Genomic DNA, 16,339 nt, shown 5'->3' with positions numbered 1-16,339 from the left:
AGTATGCAGCAAAGGGCGCTGCCTCCCCAGCGCACGGGTTTTGGCAGGATGGAGCGCCCGGGCCGCCGCTGGGCTCACAGCGCTGCGATGTGCTGGCGATAGTGGCGGTAAACCTGCTCATAGGCCTGTACGTGCGCACTGATCGGCCGGGCTGCCAAATCGTTGTCCAGGTGCACGCAGCGCTGGCACAACGTCGCCAGTTCGGCGACGTTGTCGCACCAGGCGGCCTGAATCGCGGCGCCCAGCGCCGCCGCTTCGGTCTCCCTCGGGCAGGTGATGTCAGTGTTCATGATATCGGCCACCATCTGCCGCCATGCGGCGCTGCGGGCACCCCCGCCTATCAGGCGGATACTCTGGCTGCTCAGGCCGGCGCCGCGCAACAGGTCCAGGCCGTAGCGCAGGCCGAAGGTGGTGCCTTCCACGGCCGCCCGGCACAGGTTCGCCGCCGTCAGGTTGCCTGGTGTCAGCCCCAGCAGGGTTCCGGTGGCGTTGGGCAGGGCGGGCACCCGTTCACCATTGAGAAACGGCAGCATCAGTACCCCGTCAGCCCCGATGGGGGCCATTTCCACCTGGCGGTTGAAAGCCTCCAGGCTCAGCGCGAACAGGTCCCTAACCACCCGGGTGACGTTGGTCAGGTTCATGGTGCAGATCAACGGTAGCCAGCCGCCGGTGGATGAGCAGAACGTGGCCACCTCCGGCTCCACGCTGACCCGGGGCTGGTCACTGAAGGCGTACACCGTACCGGACGAGCCCAGGCTCATGGTCACCACCCCGGGCTGGATGTTACCGGTGCCGATGGCCCCCATCATGTTATCGCCGCCGCCACTGCTGACCCGCGCCTGTGGGCTCAGGCCCAGGCGCCGCGCCACGTCGGGTAGCAGCGTGCCCACTGCCTGGCGCGGCTCGATCAGGGTGGGCAGGGCCTGTTGCAGCCGCCCGGCGGGGTCGATATCGCGCAGCATCTGCAGGTCCCACTGGCGTTGTCGGATATCGAAATAGCCGGTGCCGGAAGCGTCGCCATACTCGCTGCACGCGCGGCCCGTAAGCCAGAAATTCAAGTAGTCGTGGGGCAACAGGATGCGCGCGATCTGGCGGAATACCTCGGGGTGTTCCTCCAGGGTCCATAACAGCTTCGACACGGTGTAGCCCGGCGCGATGGCCACACCCAGGCGGTCCAGGGAGCCCCGGGTGCCGCCCATGTGGTCCAGCAGCCGCTGGTTCTGCGGGCTGGACTCGGTGTCGCACCATAGCTTGGCCGGGCGCAGCACATGGCCATGGCTGTCGAGCAGCACCAGGCCGTGCTGTTGGCCCGACACGCCGATGCCGCGCACCTGCTGGCCGTCGACACCCGCTTCGGCCAGTGCCTGGGCGGTGGCCAGGCACAGGGCCTCGACCCATTGGGCCGGGTCCTGTTCGCGCCGCCCACCGTCACCGCTGAGCATGTCGTGGGGGGCGCTGCCCTGGCCCAGCACGCGGCCGTTGATGGGGTCCAGCAACAGCGCCTTGGTGCCTTGGGTGCCGCAATCTATGCCCAGGTACATGGCCTTACTCCTCGTAGCTCAGCAGGCGTTCCAGGGTTTTGTCGACGCCCAGTTGGCGCAGGTGCTTGAGCTGGTTTTCGAAGGCCGCGATAAAAGCCGCCGACCTCGGGATGCGCGTGCCGAATATTTCTTCCACGCCCAGCAGGCGCTGGGTCAGCATCACGTCGTCGGCCACCAGCGCCTGGCAGAACTCGGCGCGTGGGTCGGGAATGCTGTAGTGGGTGCCTTTCTCGTCCACACCCTTGAGGTACAGCGCCCAGGCGGCCACGACCAGGGCGGCGCGGTCCAGCGCGGCGCCGTCCTCGATCAAGCGGTTGAGGGTCGGAATGGTGAACTTGGGAAACTTCGACGAACCATCCGAGCACACCCGCTCCAGCTGGTCGGCGATGGCCTGGTTGCTGAAACGCTCGATCAGGGTGTCCTTGTAGCCTTCCAGGTCAATGCCCGGCACCGAGGCCAGCTGCGGGGTCACGTCGCGGTCCATGTAGGCGCGGATGTAGCGCACGAACAGGGGGTCGTTCATGGTTTCGTGAACGAAGCGGTAGCCCTTCAGAAAGCCCAGGTATGTGAGGGCCAGATGGCTGCCGTTGAGCAGTTTGATCTTCATCTCTTCATAGGGCGTGACGTCGTCGGTGAACTGCACGCCGACGTTTTCCCACGCCGGGCGGCCGTTGTTGAACTTGTCTTCCAGTACCCATTGCACGAATGGCTCGCACACCACTGGCCAGATATCCTCCACGCCATGTTGCTCCAGCAGGTGGCGCTTGTGGGCCTCGCTGGTCATGGGGGTGATTCGGTCCACCATGGCGTTGGGGAAACTGACCTTTTCGCCTATCCAGCCGGCCAGCCCCGGGTCACGCAGGTGCGCGAACGCGAGCAGCGCCTTGCGCGCCACCGCGCCGTTATGGGGCAGGTTATCGCAGGACATCACCGTGAAGGCCGGTATGCCGGCCTCGCGGCGTCGCGCCAGGGCCGCGCAGAGGAAGCCGAATACCGTGCGCGGGCTGGCAGGGTGCTCCAGGTCATGCTGGATGGCCGGGAGGTGGGCCATGAACTCACCCGTGCTGTCGTCCATGCAGTAACCACCCTCGGTGATGGTCAGCGAGACGATGCGGATGGCCGGATCTGCCAGCTTGTCGATCAGCGTCCGGGGGTTGTCCTCGCCCAGCAGCATGCCGCTGATGGCCGCGATGACGCGTACCTCATGACCACTGCCGTCCCCCAGTTCCACCAGGGTGTAGAGCGAGTCCTGGGCGGCCAGGGCATCGCGCATCTTTTCGTCTTCCTTGCGCAGGCCGGCGCCGCAGATGGCCCAGTCCAGGCCTTCGCCGGTGTTCATCAGGGCGTCGGTGTAGAACGCCTGGTGGGCGCGGTGAAAGCCCCCCACGCCAATGTGGACGATGCCCTGGCTGATATCGCCCTGGTCATAGTGGGGGCGCTTGATGTGCTCGGCCAGTTGGCTGAGGTTGTCGCGGGTCAGTTTCATCGGTCCATATCCTTTCAGGCCGCGGCCTGCAATGGCTTGGCCACGGCGACGCCCTGGGCGTCGAACAGGTGGCAGTGGTGGGGCGGCAGGTGCAGGTTCAGGCGTTCGCCGTACTGGCTGGCCAGGTCGCCGCGTATGCGCAGGGTCAGGGGTTCGCCGGAGTCGGTGAGCACATGGCAAAAGGTGTCGCTGCCCAGGCGTTCGCCGACATCGGCGGTCACCGCCAGCGACGCCTGCCCGGGTTGGGCCAGTTCCAGATGCTCGGGGCGGATACCCAGGGTCACCTCGCTGCCTACGCTCAGGTTGGCATTGCTGCGCGGCAGGCTCACCCGGGTGCCCGCGGCCAGCTCCACTTCGCAGCCCTGGCTGTCGATGCGGCTGACCTTGCCCTTGAGAAAGCCCATCTTCGGCGTGCCCAGAAAACCGGCCACGAACAGGTTGGCCGGGTGGTGGTAAAGCTCCAGCGGCGAGCCCACCTGCTCGATGCGCCCGGCACTGAGCACCACCACCTTGTCGGCCAGGGTCATGGCCTCCACCTGGTCGTGGGTGACGTAGATCATGGTGGCTTGCAGTTCCTTGTGCAGCCGCGCGAGTTCCAGGCGCATCTGCACCCGCAGGGCGGCATCGAGGTTGGACAGCGGCTCGTCGAACAGGAAGATCTTTGGGTTGCGCACGATGGCGCGGCCGATGGCCACGCGCTGGCGCTGGCCGCCCGACAGTTGCTTGGGCTTGCGCTCCAGCAGCGGTTCCAGCTCCAGGATGCGCGCGGCCTCGCCGACCTTGCGTTGCACCTCGGCCTTGTCGGCGCCGGCCAGGTCCAGGGCGAAGGACATGTTCTTGCGCACCGTCATGTGCGGGTACAGGGCGTAGGTCTGGAACACCATGGCCAGGTCGCGCTTGGCGGGGCTGACCTGGGTGATGTCGCGGCCGTCCAGTTCGAGGGTGCCGCTGGTGACCTCTTCAAGGCCGGCGATCAGGCGCAGCAGGGTCGACTTGCCGCAGCCCGAGGGGCCGACGAACACCACGAATTCCTTGTCGTTCACCTGCAGGTCGATGCCCTTGATGATCGCCAGGCCTTCAAAGCCTTTTTTCAGGTTTTTTATTTTCAATGTGGCCATGAGCAACTCCAACGGTTTTGGTTCGACACACTCCCCTGTGGGAGCGGACGAAGCTCGGGAATCAGGCGACGCGGTACGTCAGGCAATAGGTGGTGCTGCGTTCCCGAGCTTCGCCCGGTCCCACAAAAAAAGCGTCATTTGACGGCACCGAACGACAAGCCGCGCACCAGCTGTTTCTGGCTGATCCAGCCAAAGATCAGGATGGGCGCACAGGCCAGGGTCGAGACCGCCGACAACTTGGCCCAGAACAACCCCTCGGGGCTGGAATAGGAGGCAATCAGCGCAGTCAGCGGCGCGGCGTTGGAGCTGGTCAGGTTCAGTGACCAGAAGGCTTCGTTCCAGCACAGGATCAGCGACAGCAGCAGGGTCGAAGCCAGGCCGCCCTTGCTGATCGGCAGCAGCACCCGCACCATTTCCTGCAGCAGCGTGGCGCCGTCCAGTCGCGCCGCTTCGAGGATGTCGCGGGGTATGTCCTTGAAGTAGGTGTACACCATCCACACCACGATCGGCAGGTTGATCAGGGTGTAGATCACGATCAGCACCAGCTTGCTGTCCAAAAGCCCGAAGCCCTTGGCCAGCAAGTAGATGGGCATCAGCACGCCCACCGGTGGCAGCATCTTGGTGGACAGCATCCACAGCAGCGTCTGCTTGGTACGCTTGGTCTCGTAGAAGGCCATTGAATAGGCCGCCGGCACCGCGATGAGCATGCACAGCAGCGTGGCGCTGAACGAGATCAGCACCGAGTTCCAGGCGAAGTGAAAGTAGTCGCTGCGTTCCTGGATGTGCAGGTAGTTCTCCAGCGTCGGGGTAAAGATGAACTGGGGTGGCGTGGCGAAGGCGTCGATCTCGGTCTTGAAGCTGGTCAGCACCATCCAGAAGATCGGAAAGAACAGTACCAGGGCGATGACCCAGGCCAGCAGGCCCAAGCCCACGCTTTGCAGGCGCCGGTGTTGCTTGAGTGTCAGGTTCATGGCACGGGCCTCAAGGCTGGTCGGTGAGGTTTTTGCCGATCATCCGCACCAGGATGATGGCGGCGATATTGGCGATGACCACGGCGATCAGGCCGCCGGCCGATGCCATGCCCACGTCGAACTGCACCAGTGCCTGGTTGTAGATCAGGTAGGCCAGGTTGGTGGAGGCAAACCCCGGCCCGCCGTTGGTGGTGGTAAAGATCTCGGCGAACACCGACAGCAGGAAAATGGTCTCGATCATCACCACCACGGCAATCGGCCGGGCCAGGTGTGGCAGGGTCAGGTGCCAGAAAATAGCGACTGGCCCGGCACCGTCCAGGCGCGCGGCTTCCTTCTGTTCCTGGTCCAGAGACTGCATGGCCGTCATCAGCAGCAAAATGGCAAAGGGCAGCCACTGCCAGGAAACGATGATGATGATCGACAGCAGCGGGTAATTGGCCAGCCAGTCCACCGGCTGGGCGCCGAACACGCGCCACAGGGCGGCGAGGATGCCCGACACCGGGTGGAAGATCAGGTTCTTGAAGATCAGCGCACCCACCGTGGGCATGATGAAGAACGGTGAGATGAGCAATACCCGCACGATGCCGCGGCCGAAAAACTCGCTGGCCTCCAGCAGCGCGGCGATCAGCACGCCCAGTACCACGCTGATCAGCAGCACGCTGCCCACCAGCAGCAGGGTATTGGTCATGCCGGGTATGAAGCCTTCATCGGTGAAGAAGAAGGTGAAATTGCCCAGGCCGGTGAAGGTCTTCTCGCCACCGTCGAGCAGGTTGTAGCGCATCAGCGAGAAGTACAGGGTCATGGCCAGCGGCACCACCATCCACAGCAGCAACAGCGCCACGGAGGGGGTGACCAGAAACCAGCCAGGGTTGTTGAGGCGGTGCTTGCCTGGGTCCGGCTGGACCTCAAGCTGCGCCTTGGCAGTGGACGTGCTCATGATGGGTACCTTGAGTGGCCGAACAGGCTGGCCAGCCCCAGGCCGGGGCTGGCCATGGCAGCGCTGTTACTTGGGGTAGCCGGCGCGCTTCATTTCGCGCTCGGTGGTCGCCTGGGCGTCGGCCAGGGCCTTGTCCACGGTGCTGGTCCCCACCAGGGCGCCGGCGAACAGCTTGCCCACCTGGGTGCCGATACCCTGGAACTCGGGGATGGTCACCAGTTGGATGCCCACGTAGGGCACAGGCTTGGCCGAGGGGCTTTTCGGGTCAACCGACTTCAAGGACTCCAGGGTGATCTTCGCGAACGGCGCAGCCTTCATGTAAGCGTCGCTGTAGGTCGACGCCCGGGTGCCCGGCGGCACGTTGGTGATGCCGTCCTTGTCGGCCACCAGCTTGGCGTACGCCTCGGAGGTTGCCCACTGGGTGAAGGTGCTGGCAGCGTCCTTGGCCTTGGAACTGGTGGGGATGGCCAGGGCCCAGGAGTACAGCCAGGCCGAGCCCTTGTCGGTTTTTTCATGGGGCGCGTAGGTGAAGCCGACGTTGTCGGCCACTTTGCTCTGAGCCTTGTCGGTGACGAAAGAGCCGGCCACCGTGGCATCGACCCACATGGCGCACTTGCCGCTGTTGAACAGCGCCAGGTTTTCATTGAAACCGTTGCTGGAGGCACCGGGCGGGCCGTACTGCTTCATGGTGTTGACGTAGAAGTTCAGCGCACCGGTCCATTCCGGGCCGGTGAATTCAGGCTGCCACTTCTCGTCGAACCAGCGCCCACCCCAGGCGTTGGCCAGGGTGGTGATCAAGGCCATGTTCTCGCCCCAGCCGGCCTTGCCACGCAGGCACATGCCGTACTGGCCCTGGTCGGGCTTGTTGAGCTTGGCGGCAAACTCGCCCATCTGTGTCCAGGTAGGCCGCTCGGGCATGGTCAGGCCTGCCGCCTTGAACAGGTCGGTCCGGTAGTAGGTCATCGAGCTTTCGGCATAAAAGGGCAGGGCATACAGCGTGCCCTTCACCGACAGGCCGTCGCGCACCGAGGGGAATACGTCATCGAGCTTGTAGTCGGGGGGCAGGTCCTTGATGGGCTCCAGCCACCCCTTGGCGCCCCAGAGTGCCGCTTCGTACATGCCGATGGTCAACACGTCGAACTGGCCACCCTGGGTGGCGATATCCGTGGTCAGGCGCTGGCGCAGCACATTTTCTTCCAGCACCACCCATTTGAGCTTGATATCGGGGTGTTGTTCTTCGAAGGTTTTCGACAGCCGCTGCATGCGGATCATGTCGCTGTTGTTGACCGTGGCAATGGTCAGGGTCTGATCGGCCTGAGCCGTGGCGCAGAGCCCCAGCAGGGCAGCGAAGCTGGTACGGGCGAGTAGGGTCTTGATGGGCATCGACATCACACACTCCTCTTCGGGCCCGGTGGGCGCGAAGCCTGGTTATTGTTGTTGTGTCTTCCTGAAGTGGGGAAGCAGCTGCGTTGATTACAGACCTAAAACGGCCGGGGGACAAATCCGCGAAGGCAGTTGCGCTGATACTATTTTGCACTGGCCGCCAAGGCCGGGCGCTGCGCGGCACCCGGCACACCGGCCTGTACCGCCGCCGCGGCCAGGTCCGCTGCAGAGGGCGGGAATGCCTCAGGCGTTGCGCGGGTGCTGCTCGGTGACGCGCTGCACCGCCAACCTGCGGTAATCGGAAGGGGTCATGCCCTTGAGCTGCTGAAAGCGCCGGTTGAAGTTGGAAATGTTGTTGAAGCCGGACTGGAAACACACGTCGGTCACGGCCTTGCGCCCATCGGCCAGCAGTTCGCAGGATTTGCTGATGCGCAGCCGGTTGACGAACTCGACAAAACAGCGCCCCGTGGCCTGTTTGAATACCCGCGAAAAATACGTCGGCTTCATGCCCAGGTGCTGGGCCACCTCTTCGAGCGGCAGGTCGCGGCTGTAGTGGCTGAAAATATAGTCCACCGCGCGGTTGGTACGGTCGATGCTGTTCTCGTCGGCCAGCGGTGGCGCGTTGCTGTCGGACAGCAACTGGTAGTCCTCGCACGCCGCCAGACGCTCCATCAGGATCAGGAAGTAGCCCAGGCGGCTGACACCGCGGCTGTCGGCGATGCATTGCATCAGTGTCGTGGCCTCGGCCAGGGTGCGGGGGCAGCGGAACTCGATGCCATGGCGGGCGCGCTCCAGCAACGGGCTCAGGCCCTTGAGCTCGCTGAACACTGGCAGGGCATTGTCGAATAACTCGTCCGTGAAGTTGACCAGCATGTCGCGCTTCTCCACCACCTGGTCTGGCGCCACCTGGCTGATCCAGTTGTGGGGCAGGTTCGGGCCGGTGAGGAACAGGCTGTTGGGGTGGAAATTGCCGATGTAGTCGCCAACGAACACCTTCCCGGAACTGGCCACGATCAAGTGCAGTTCGTATTCCTTGTGAAAATGCCAGCGCACCAGCGGGCACGGGAAGCCGTGCTGGCGGTAGATGATCGACAGGCCTTCGTGGTCGTCCATCAACTCATAGGACGGATCGGTGATTCTGCTGGGTCTGGTCATGCCGTGGCCGCTTATTGTTGTTTGCCAGGGACCCCCAGCCTACTCATAAAGCCATCGCCTCGGCAATGGCGGTTCACGCACAGCCCTTGCGTTGCACATACCTGAGTGCGTCTTCGGCCAGGCGGATGGATTCGTTCACCGGCTCCAGGTTGCGCAGGCGCACGGCACTGGCCAGCGCCTCGATCATGACCAGCATCGCCACCTTGGAGTTGCGCAGCACCGGGTGCGTGGGCGGTGCGAACAGGCACTGGTGGGCCACGGCCATCATGGGCGAAGCCGGCGAGTCGGTGATCGCCATCACGGCCGCGCCGCGGCTGGCGGCGTACTGCGCCAGGCGTAATGTGTCGTTGGCATAGGGCTGCAGGGCCAAGGCCAGCAGGGTATCGCCGGGGCCGATGGCCGCCATGCGATAGGCGGCGTTTTCACTGCCACCTTCCATGTTCAGCGCGACCACGTGGGCACAGTGGGGCACCAGGCAGGTGGTAGCCAGCCCGGCCACGTAGTGACAGTTGCCAAAACCCAGCACGTACAGGTGCCGGGCCTGGGCCAGGCTGCCGACCACGTTGTCGAAGCGTTCGTCATCATTGGCGCTGAGGGTGGCGTCGAGGTTGCCATTGCTCAGACGTACCTGCTGGCCCAGGCCGAAACCGCGCTCGGGATGCTGGGCCACCTCTGCCCGTACCCAGTCGGCGGGCGATACCAGTTCAAGCAAGTGCAGTACCAGGGCCTCGCGCAGGCCAGTGAAACCGTTCATGCCCATGTAATTGGCCAGGCGGTTGACAGCTGCCGTGGACGTACCGGCGCCAGCGGACAGGTGCTCGATGTTCAACGTCGGTGAAAGCCAGGGGTTCTGCAGGATGTAATCGGCTACCTTGTACAGCGCCGGCTGACGGTCATGCGCAAGGCCCTGGCGAGCCAGCTCCTTGGCGACCTGGACCATGCGTTGCATCAGCGGCGTTTTATAGACTTTATGGCTGAAGTCGGGAGCTGAGGTATCCATCATGACAGCGGCAACCTATGCGGGTTGGTGGGGAAATATCCACGGCTCCCGGCAGTGTAGACGCTTTTTTATATTGGATCCAATATCTCGGTATTTTTTCGCTTGGCCTCGATCCACTGGGCCATGTACTGGGTGCTCTTGTGCTGGTGATGGCGCAGCATGGCGCCGGTGAAATTACCCAGGCGGTGGGTGTCCAGGTTGTGGCGCAGGGTGTCGATGCGTGCCAGCAACGCATCGGCATGGGGACGGTAGCGGTAGCGAGCCTGCAATAACGCAGGGGCGTGGGCGTTGGCCTGCTGCCAGGCGGCTTCATCCTGGTACAACGTGACCGCGGCGTTCACCAGGCCCTCCACGTCACTGGCGACCAGGCCTGGCCACGCCAGCGTGCCATGCATGCCCTCGGCGCCAATGGGCGTGGTGACGCTGGGGGTGCCACAGACCATGGCGTCGAGCAACTTGCCCTTTATACCCGCACCGAAGCGCAGCGGGGCCAGGGCCACGCGGGCATCGCCCATCACCTGCAGGGCGTCCTCGGCCCAGTTCAGCACGCGAAAACCCTGCGCCGGGTTGTTCAGTGCCGTGGCCTTGGGCGGGGTGTAGGCGCCATACACATGCAGCTCGGCCTGGGGCAGGCGTTGTCGAATTCGTGGCCACAGCACGGTCTTGAGCCACAGCACGGCATCCCAGTTGGGCGCATGGCGGAAATTGCCGATGCTGAGGAAATGCGCACGCTGCTCAAAGGATTTGCCGGGGCCTGAGGCCTCGACCATCAGGGGGCAATGGTGCAGCAGCGCGCCGGGCACGCGGAACTGGCCGGTCAGCAGTTCGATCTCGGGTTCCGAGATCATCAGGCTGAGGTCACTGCGGTAGATCGCCGCCACTTCTCGCTGGCTGATGTCCGCCGCCGCCATGTGGCGGTACAGGTCGGGATGGTCGAGGCCGAACAGGGTGCTGAAGTCGTCGCGCTGCGGGTCCGCCTTGAGGGCGTCCTTGAGCCGCAACTGACGCGCATCGCGCAGGCTCTGAAGGTCGCTGGTTTCCAGCACCCGCAGGGCGGTGGGGCAGTGTTTCTCCACCCGCCAGCCAAACTGTTCTTCCATCATGAACCGGTCGAACAGGACCACGTCGGGGTTCAGTTCGGTGATGAAGCGGTCGAAGCTTTCGTCGTTCAGCTTGATGGCCTGGCGGGCAATGCCCAGCGCGGCCAGGTCGGCCATGTGCTCGCCATCGCCGGCGGGGCTGGCGAAGGTGACCTGCCAGCCCTGGTCGAGGAAGGCCTGAAGTATCTGCATGATGTGCCCGCCGGCTGCAGAAGAACGGGGTTCCGGCCAGACGTAGCCGATGACAAGGAGGTGGGCGGGTGGCATGGGTTGAACATTTCCGAAAAAGGTAGAAGGTAAACCTGACTGTATGCCAGACCAACAAGGCGGCCTAGGCAATGGGACAGACATAACTGGCCCGAAACAGATGCGGTCTAAAGGGCCCCAAAAGCATCAAGCCATGCACCTGGCGGCCCTGACCCAATCTCCAGGCGAACAACCGAGGCGGTCCAGGCAATCCCACAGACATAACTGGCCCGAAACAGATGTAGGAGCGGGCTTGCTCGCGAAGCGCCGCGCGGGCGGCGCACGGTCTCAAGGGCGCTGGAGAAACCCAAGCCATGCACCTGGAGGCCATGATGCGGTCTCAAGCCGGAAAAACAAGGCGGACAAGGCAATCCCACAGACATAACTGGCCCGAAACAGATGTAGGAGCAGAGCTTGCTCGCGAAGCGCCGCGCGGGCGGCGCACGGTCTCAAAGGCGCTGGAGAAACCCAAGGCATGCACCTGGAGGCCATGATACGGTTTCATGACAGGCTTTTGGGACCCAGCTGGAGATTTCATCATGGCCACCAAGCGCCAGTCGATGGTTTTGTAGCGCCCTTGAGACCGTGCGCCGCCCGCGCGGCGCTTCGCGAGCAAGCCCGCTCCTACATCTGTTTCGGGCCAGTTATGTCTGTGCCATTGTCTGGACCGCCTTGTTGGTTTGGCTTGGGATTGGGTCAGGGCCTCCATGTGCATGGCTTGGTTTTTCCGGCGCCCTTGAGACCGTGCGCCGCCCGCGCGGCGCTTCGCGAGCAAGCCCGCTCCTACATCTGTTTCGGGCCGGTTATGTCTGTGCCATTGTCTGGACCGCCTTGTTGGTTTGGCTTGGAATTGGGTCAGGGCGGCCATGTGCATGGCTTAGGTTCACCGGCGCCCTTGAGACCGTGCGCCGCCCGCGCGGCGCTTCGCGAGCAAGCCCGCTCCTACATCTGTTTCGGGCCAATTATGTCTGTGCCATTGCCTGGACCGCCTTGTTTTTCCGGCTTGAAACCGTATCAAGGCTGCCAGGTGCATGGCTCAAGGTTTCTGGCGCCCTTGCGACCGGGCGCCGCCCGCGCGGCGCTTCGCGAGCAAGAGCTCGGCGCCCCCCCTCGCTCCTACACCTGTTTCGGGCCAGTTATGTCTGTGAGATTACCTGGCCCCCCCTGGGTGCCAGGCGCCAGATTCGCAGCGCAGCGATCAGCCCTGCGCCAGTATTCCCTTGACCTTGTCGCGCAGCTGGTCGATGGAGAAGGGCTTGCCAATGCTGTGCATGCCAGGGGGGATGTCGATGTTTTCAGCATAGCCACTGGCAAACAGGATCGGCAGGTCGGGGCGTTTAGCGCGGGCGGTCTTGGCCAGTTCAGACCCGGAAGTGTCCGGCAGGCCCTGGTCAGTCATCATCAGGTCGATGGGGGCATCGCTGTCATTGATGTGCGCCATTGCCTGCTCGCCATCGGCAGCCTCCAATACCCTGTACTCCAGCTCCTCGAGCACGTCGACAATCAACATGCGCACGATCGAGTCATCCTCGACGACAAGAATGGTGTGGGGGGTGGTTTCTGGCATTGGAGCGATCCTGGACGGTGACGAGGAGGCGCAGGCTGCGCCGCCAGTCTTTAATAGTAAGCGGCGCTTTCGGCAAGTTCCGTACCGCGGCAGCAAAAGTGAAAATTACCGGCGCCTAGGATACCGGCGCGGGGTGCATATGCAAAATATCCCCCGCAAATACTGGCCAAAACCTTTGCGGCCTTCTAGAAAGCGTAGGAGATCAAGAAAAGTTCAATAAGAAATTTCTTCATCTGGTGCGGGAAATTTTGGATCTTTTACATGGAATTCCGGCAAACTCTGCCGTTTTACCACCATCTCCAAGGGCGCATGGACATGAGCAAACCCTCCAGCATCGATGAGCAGAGTTTTCGCAAGCTGCTGACTCGCAACGTCAGCCTGCCCTTGGGCGTGGGCCTGCTCAGCGGCGTGGTGTTCGTTGGCATCATTGCCTACCTGATGAACACCATCGACTGGGTCGAGCACACTGACCGGGTCATCAACAACGCCAATGAAGTCGCCAAGTTGTCCATCGACATGGAAACCGGCATGCGCGGTTACCTGCTCAGCGGCAAGGAAGACTACCTGGACCCCTTCGAGCTGGCGAAGCCGCGCCTGGCCGCCGAAGTCCCGGCGTTGCAGCAATTGGTGGCGGATAACAACACCCAGGTTGACCGCCTGACCCGCATCATGGCCCTGCAGAAAGAGTGGATGGCGTACTCACAGGCCATGATCGACATGAAGCGTACCTCCGGTGATTACTCATCGGTGGTCCAGACCGGCCGCGGCAAGCGCCTGACCGACGCCATCCGCGGTGAGTTCGACGATTTCATCGCCATGGAGCACTCACTGCGCGTCCAGCGAAGCGAAGACGTCAGCCACACCATCACCCTGTCGGTGACCCTTTATATCCTGTTCCTGGTGCTGATCAGCGGGGCGCTGGCGTTCTTTGGCCGTCGCGACATGGTCAGCCTCTCCACCACCTATGGCGAAAACCTCGACGCCCAGCGCCGCAGCGCCGAACGCCTGGAAGGCCAGGCGTGGCTGCGCACCGGGCAAACGCAACTGGCCGAGCAGGTGCTGGGCCAACTGACCCTGCAGATGCTGGGCCGCAACATGCTGCAGTTCTTCGCCGCCTACCTGGGCAGCGTGGTCGCCGCCGTGTACGTGCGCGAAGAGCACGGCAGCCTGCGCCGCGTCGCCACCTATGGCTTCTCGCGCGAGCAGGAAAACCAGGACCAGATCATCATCAGTGGCGAAGGCGTGATCGGCCAGGCCGCCCAGACCGGGCGCCTGATGCGCCTGGACGATGTACCCCAGGACTATTTCAAGTTCGCCTCCGGCCTGGGCGAAGGCCTGCCCCACAGCGTGTTGATCATGCCGACCCACAACGATGACGGCATCAACGGCGTGGTGGAACTGGGCTTCCTGCGCCCGTTGAGCGACCGCGACGTCGAGCTGCTGGAACTGCTGGCCAGCAACCTGGGCACGTCGATCGAGGCTGCCCGCTACCGCCAGCGCCTGCAGGAAGTGCTGGCCGAGACCCAGCAGCTCAACGAAGAGCTGCAGGTGCAGCAGGAAGAGCTCAAGACCGCCAACGAAGAGCTGGAAGAACAGTCGCGGGTGCTCAAGGAGTCCCAGGCCCACCTGGAAACCCAACAGGCGGAACTGGAACAGACCAACGAGCAGCTGGCCGAGCGTACCGACGCCCTGGCCGAGCAGCGTGATGCCCTGGACCTGAAGAACCTGGAACTCAACCGTGCCCAGGTCGAGCTGGAAGAGCGCGCCGAAGAGTTGCAGCGCTCCAGCAAGTACAAGTCCGAGTTCCTGGCCAACATGTCCCATGAACTGCGCACCCCGCTCAACAGCTCGTTGATCCTGGCCAAACTGCTGGCCGAGAACGCCGAGGACAACCTGACAGGCGAGCAGGTCAAGTTCGCCGAGTCCATCTATTCGGCCGGCAACGACCTGCTCAACCTGATCAACGATATTCTCGACATTTCCAAGGTCGAGGCCGGCAAGCTCGACGTGCGCCCCGAGAACACCAGCACCGCGCGGCTGGTCGATGGCCTGCGGACCCTGTTCGAACCCCTGGCGGCCGACAAGCAGTTGAGCTTTACCGTCGAACTGCTGGAGGGCACGCCGGCCCACCTGTTCACCGACCGCCAACGGGTCGAGCAGATCCTCAAGAACCTGTTGTCCAACGCCCTGAAGTTCACCGAAAAGGGGCAAGTGACCCTGATCGTCGCGCCGCAACCGGACAATGGCATTGCCTTCCATGTGCGTGACACCGGCATCGGCGTGGCGGTGGACCAGCAGCAGGCGATCTTCGAAGCCTTCCGCCAGGCCGATGGCACCACCAACCGGCGCTACGGCGGCACCGGCCTGGGCCTGTCGATTTCACGCGACCTCGCCAACCTGCTGGGCGGCTACATCAGCGTCAGCAGTACCCTGGGCAAGGGCAGTGAGTTCACCTTGATCCTGCCCCAGCATTACGAAGACATGGAACGCACCGAGGTGCACCCGGCGCCCACGGTGATCCAGGCCCCGGCCATCGCGGTCAACGAGCCTGCGCACGTGGCGGTGCCGGACGTGATCATCGCGCGCTTCCCCGATGACCGCGACAAGGGCCCCTTCGAGCGCCGATGCATCCTGGTGATCGAGGACGAGCCGAACTTCGCCCGCATTCTCTACGACCTGGCCCACGAGCTGAACTACCACTGCCTGGTGGCCCACGGCGCCGACGAGGGCTTCAACCTGGCGGCGCAGTTCGTGCCCGATGCCATTCTGCTCGACATGCGCCTGCCTGACCATTCAGGCCTGACCGTGCTGCAACGCCTCAAGGAACTGCCGGCCACCCGGCACATCCCGGTGCACGTCATTTCCGTGGAAGACCGCGTCGAGGCGGCCATGCACATGGGGGCCGTTGGGTATGCGGTGAAACCCACCACCCGTGACGAACTCAAGACGGTTTTCGCCCGCCTGGAAGCCAAACTCACGCAGAAGCTCAAACGGATTCTGCTGGTGGAAGACGATGACCTGCAGCGCGAGAGCATTGCCCGCCTGATCGGCGATGAAGACATCGAGATCACCGCCGTTGGCTTGGCCCAGGAAGCGCTGGACCTGCTGCGCGAGAACGTCTACGACTGCATGATCATCGACCTCAAGCTACCGGACATGCTCGGCAATGACCTGCTCAAGCGCATGTCCACCGAAGAGATCTGTGCATTCCCGCCCGTGATCGTCTACACCGGCCGCAACTTGACCCGCGACGAAGAGGCCGAGCTGCTCAAGTATTCTCGCTCGATCATCATCAAGGGCGCGCGTTCACCCGAGCGTCTGCTGGACGAAGTGACGCTGTTTCTGCACAAAGTCGAATCCCAGTTGTCTCAGGAAAGGCAGAAGATGCTCAAGACCGCGCGCAGCCGCGACAAGGTCTTCGAGGGGCGCAAGATTCTGGTGGTGGACGACGATGTGCGCAATATCTTCGCCCTCACCAGTGCCCTGGAGCACAAGGGCGCGATCGTTGAAATCGGTCGCAACGGCCGCGAGGCCATCGACAAACTCAATCAGGTGGAAGACATCGACCTGGTGCTGATGGACGTGATGATGCCGGAGATGGACGGCTACGAAGCCACGCGCGAGATCCGCAAGGACACCCGCTGGCGCAAGCTGCCGATCATCGCCGTCACCGCCAAGGCCATGAAGGACGATCAGGAGCGCTGCCTGCAGGCCGGCGCCAATGATTACCTGGCCAAGCCCATCGACCTGGACCGTCTGTTTTCCCTGATTCGTGTGTGGTTGCCACAGTTGGAGCGCATTTAGTGCCGTACAGCGTCATTACCCAGGGGCACCG

At 63.3% G+C, this 16,339-nt stretch carries 11 protein-coding genes; 1 reads left to right on the top strand and 10 read right to left on the bottom strand.

Annotated features, from left to right (window positions below; all coding sequences use genetic code 11):
• Nucleotides 1-74: 74 nt before the first annotated feature.
• From xylB to QBK88_RS08975, 10 genes are all read right to left on the bottom strand, one after another.
• Entirely contained in the window at nucleotides 75-1,541 is a 1,467-nt protein-coding gene (gene xylB, locus QBK88_RS09020) for a xylulokinase (protein ID WP_277961793.1), read from the bottom strand.
• Nucleotides 1,542-1,545: 4 nt separating this feature from the next.
• The gene (locus QBK88_RS09015) at nucleotides 1,546-3,027 is read right to left on the bottom strand and encodes a mannitol dehydrogenase family protein (protein ID WP_277961792.1); all 1,482 of its coding nucleotides are present in this window, start codon (nucleotides 3,025-3,027) and stop codon (nucleotides 1,546-1,548) included.
• Nucleotides 3,028-3,041: 14 nt separating this feature from the next.
• Complete coding sequence (locus QBK88_RS09010) at nucleotides 3,042-4,145, bottom strand: sn-glycerol-3-phosphate ABC transporter ATP-binding protein UgpC (protein WP_277961791.1); 1,104 nt, start codon at nucleotides 4,143-4,145, stop codon at nucleotides 3,042-3,044.
• Nucleotides 4,146-4,279: 134 nt separating this feature from the next.
• Nucleotides 4,280-5,116, bottom strand: coding sequence for a carbohydrate ABC transporter permease (locus tag QBK88_RS09005; protein ID WP_277961790.1), 837 nt, complete (start codon nucleotides 5,114-5,116; stop codon nucleotides 4,280-4,282).
• A gap of 10 nt (nucleotides 5,117-5,126) precedes the next feature.
• The gene (locus QBK88_RS09000; protein ID WP_277961789.1) at nucleotides 5,127-6,053 is read right to left on the bottom strand and encodes a carbohydrate ABC transporter permease; all 927 of its coding nucleotides are present in this window, start codon (nucleotides 6,051-6,053) and stop codon (nucleotides 5,127-5,129) included.
• A gap of 66 nt (nucleotides 6,054-6,119) precedes the next feature.
• A complete protein-coding gene (locus QBK88_RS08995; protein WP_277961788.1) occupies nucleotides 6,120-7,442 on the bottom strand; it encodes an ABC transporter substrate-binding protein in 1,323 nt (440 codons plus the stop codon).
• Nucleotides 7,443-7,679: 237 nt separating this feature from the next.
• Entirely contained in the window at nucleotides 7,680-8,591 is a 912-nt protein-coding gene (locus QBK88_RS08990) for an AraC family transcriptional regulator (RefSeq protein WP_277961787.1), read from the bottom strand.
• Nucleotides 8,592-8,664: 73 nt separating this feature from the next.
• Nucleotides 8,665-9,594 (bottom strand): MurR/RpiR family transcriptional regulator, encoded by a 930-nt coding sequence (locus QBK88_RS08985; protein ID WP_277961786.1) that lies wholly within the window; start codon nucleotides 9,592-9,594, stop codon nucleotides 8,665-8,667.
• A gap of 65 nt (nucleotides 9,595-9,659) precedes the next feature.
• Nucleotides 9,660-10,958, bottom strand: coding sequence for a glycosyltransferase (locus tag QBK88_RS08980; RefSeq protein WP_277961785.1), 1,299 nt, complete (start codon nucleotides 10,956-10,958; stop codon nucleotides 9,660-9,662).
• 1,177 nt (nucleotides 10,959-12,135) lie between these two features.
• The gene (locus tag QBK88_RS08975; protein WP_277961784.1) at nucleotides 12,136-12,504 is read right to left on the bottom strand and encodes a response regulator; all 369 of its coding nucleotides are present in this window, start codon (nucleotides 12,502-12,504) and stop codon (nucleotides 12,136-12,138) included.
• A gap of 315 nt (nucleotides 12,505-12,819) precedes the next feature.
• On the opposite strand from QBK88_RS08975, the gene QBK88_RS08970 reads away from it, so the two are divergent.
• Nucleotides 12,820-16,308 carry a response regulator gene (locus tag QBK88_RS08970; protein WP_277961783.1) on the top strand — a complete coding sequence of 1,163 codons (3,489 nt, stop codon included), beginning with the start codon at nucleotides 12,820-12,822 and terminating at the stop codon, nucleotides 16,306-16,308.
• Nucleotides 16,309-16,339: the final 31 nt, after the last annotated feature.

Source organism: Pseudomonas sp. RIT-To-2, assembly GCF_029623465.1.
Lineage (GTDB): Bacteria > Pseudomonadota > Gammaproteobacteria > Pseudomonadales > Pseudomonadaceae > Aquipseudomonas > Aquipseudomonas silvicola.
The sequence above is the reverse complement of the archived record's forward strand: the minus strand, read 5'-3'. Positions and strand labels throughout refer to the sequence as shown.

Bases quoted from the DNA above. Each gene is read 5' to 3' on its own strand.
- QBK88_RS09005 (WP_277961790.1), bottom strand. From the start codon at position 5,116: ATGAACCTGACACTCAAGCAACACCGGCGCCTGCAAAGCGTGGGCTTG.
- QBK88_RS09015 (WP_277961792.1), bottom strand. From the start codon at position 3,027: ATGAAACTGACCCGCGACAACCTCAGCCAACTGGCCGAGCACATCAAG.
- QBK88_RS08980 (WP_277961785.1), bottom strand. From the start codon at position 10,958: ATGCCACCCGCCCACCTCCTTGTCATCGGCTACGTCTGGCCGGAACCC.
- QBK88_RS08995 (WP_277961788.1), bottom strand. From the start codon at position 7,442: ATGTCGATGCCCATCAAGACCCTACTCGCCCGTACCAGCTTCGCTGCC.
- QBK88_RS08990 (WP_277961787.1), bottom strand. From the start codon at position 8,591: ATGACCAGACCCAGCAGAATCACCGATCCGTCCTATGAGTTGATGGAC.
- QBK88_RS08985 (WP_277961786.1), bottom strand. From the start codon at position 9,594: ATGATGGATACCTCAGCTCCCGACTTCAGCCATAAAGTCTATAAAACG.
- xylB (WP_277961793.1), bottom strand. From the start codon at position 1,541: ATGTACCTGGGCATAGATTGCGGCACCCAAGGCACCAAGGCGCTGTTG.
- QBK88_RS09010 (WP_277961791.1), bottom strand. From the start codon at position 4,145: ATGGCCACATTGAAAATAAAAAACCTGAAAAAAGGCTTTGAAGGCCTG.
- QBK88_RS08975 (WP_277961784.1), bottom strand. From the start codon at position 12,504: ATGCCAGAAACCACCCCCCACACCATTCTTGTCGTCGAGGATGACTCG.
- QBK88_RS08970 (WP_277961783.1), top strand. From the start codon at position 12,820: ATGAGCAAACCCTCCAGCATCGATGAGCAGAGTTTTCGCAAGCTGCTG.
- QBK88_RS09000 (WP_277961789.1), bottom strand. From the start codon at position 6,053: ATGAGCACGTCCACTGCCAAGGCGCAGCTTGAGGTCCAGCCGGACCCA.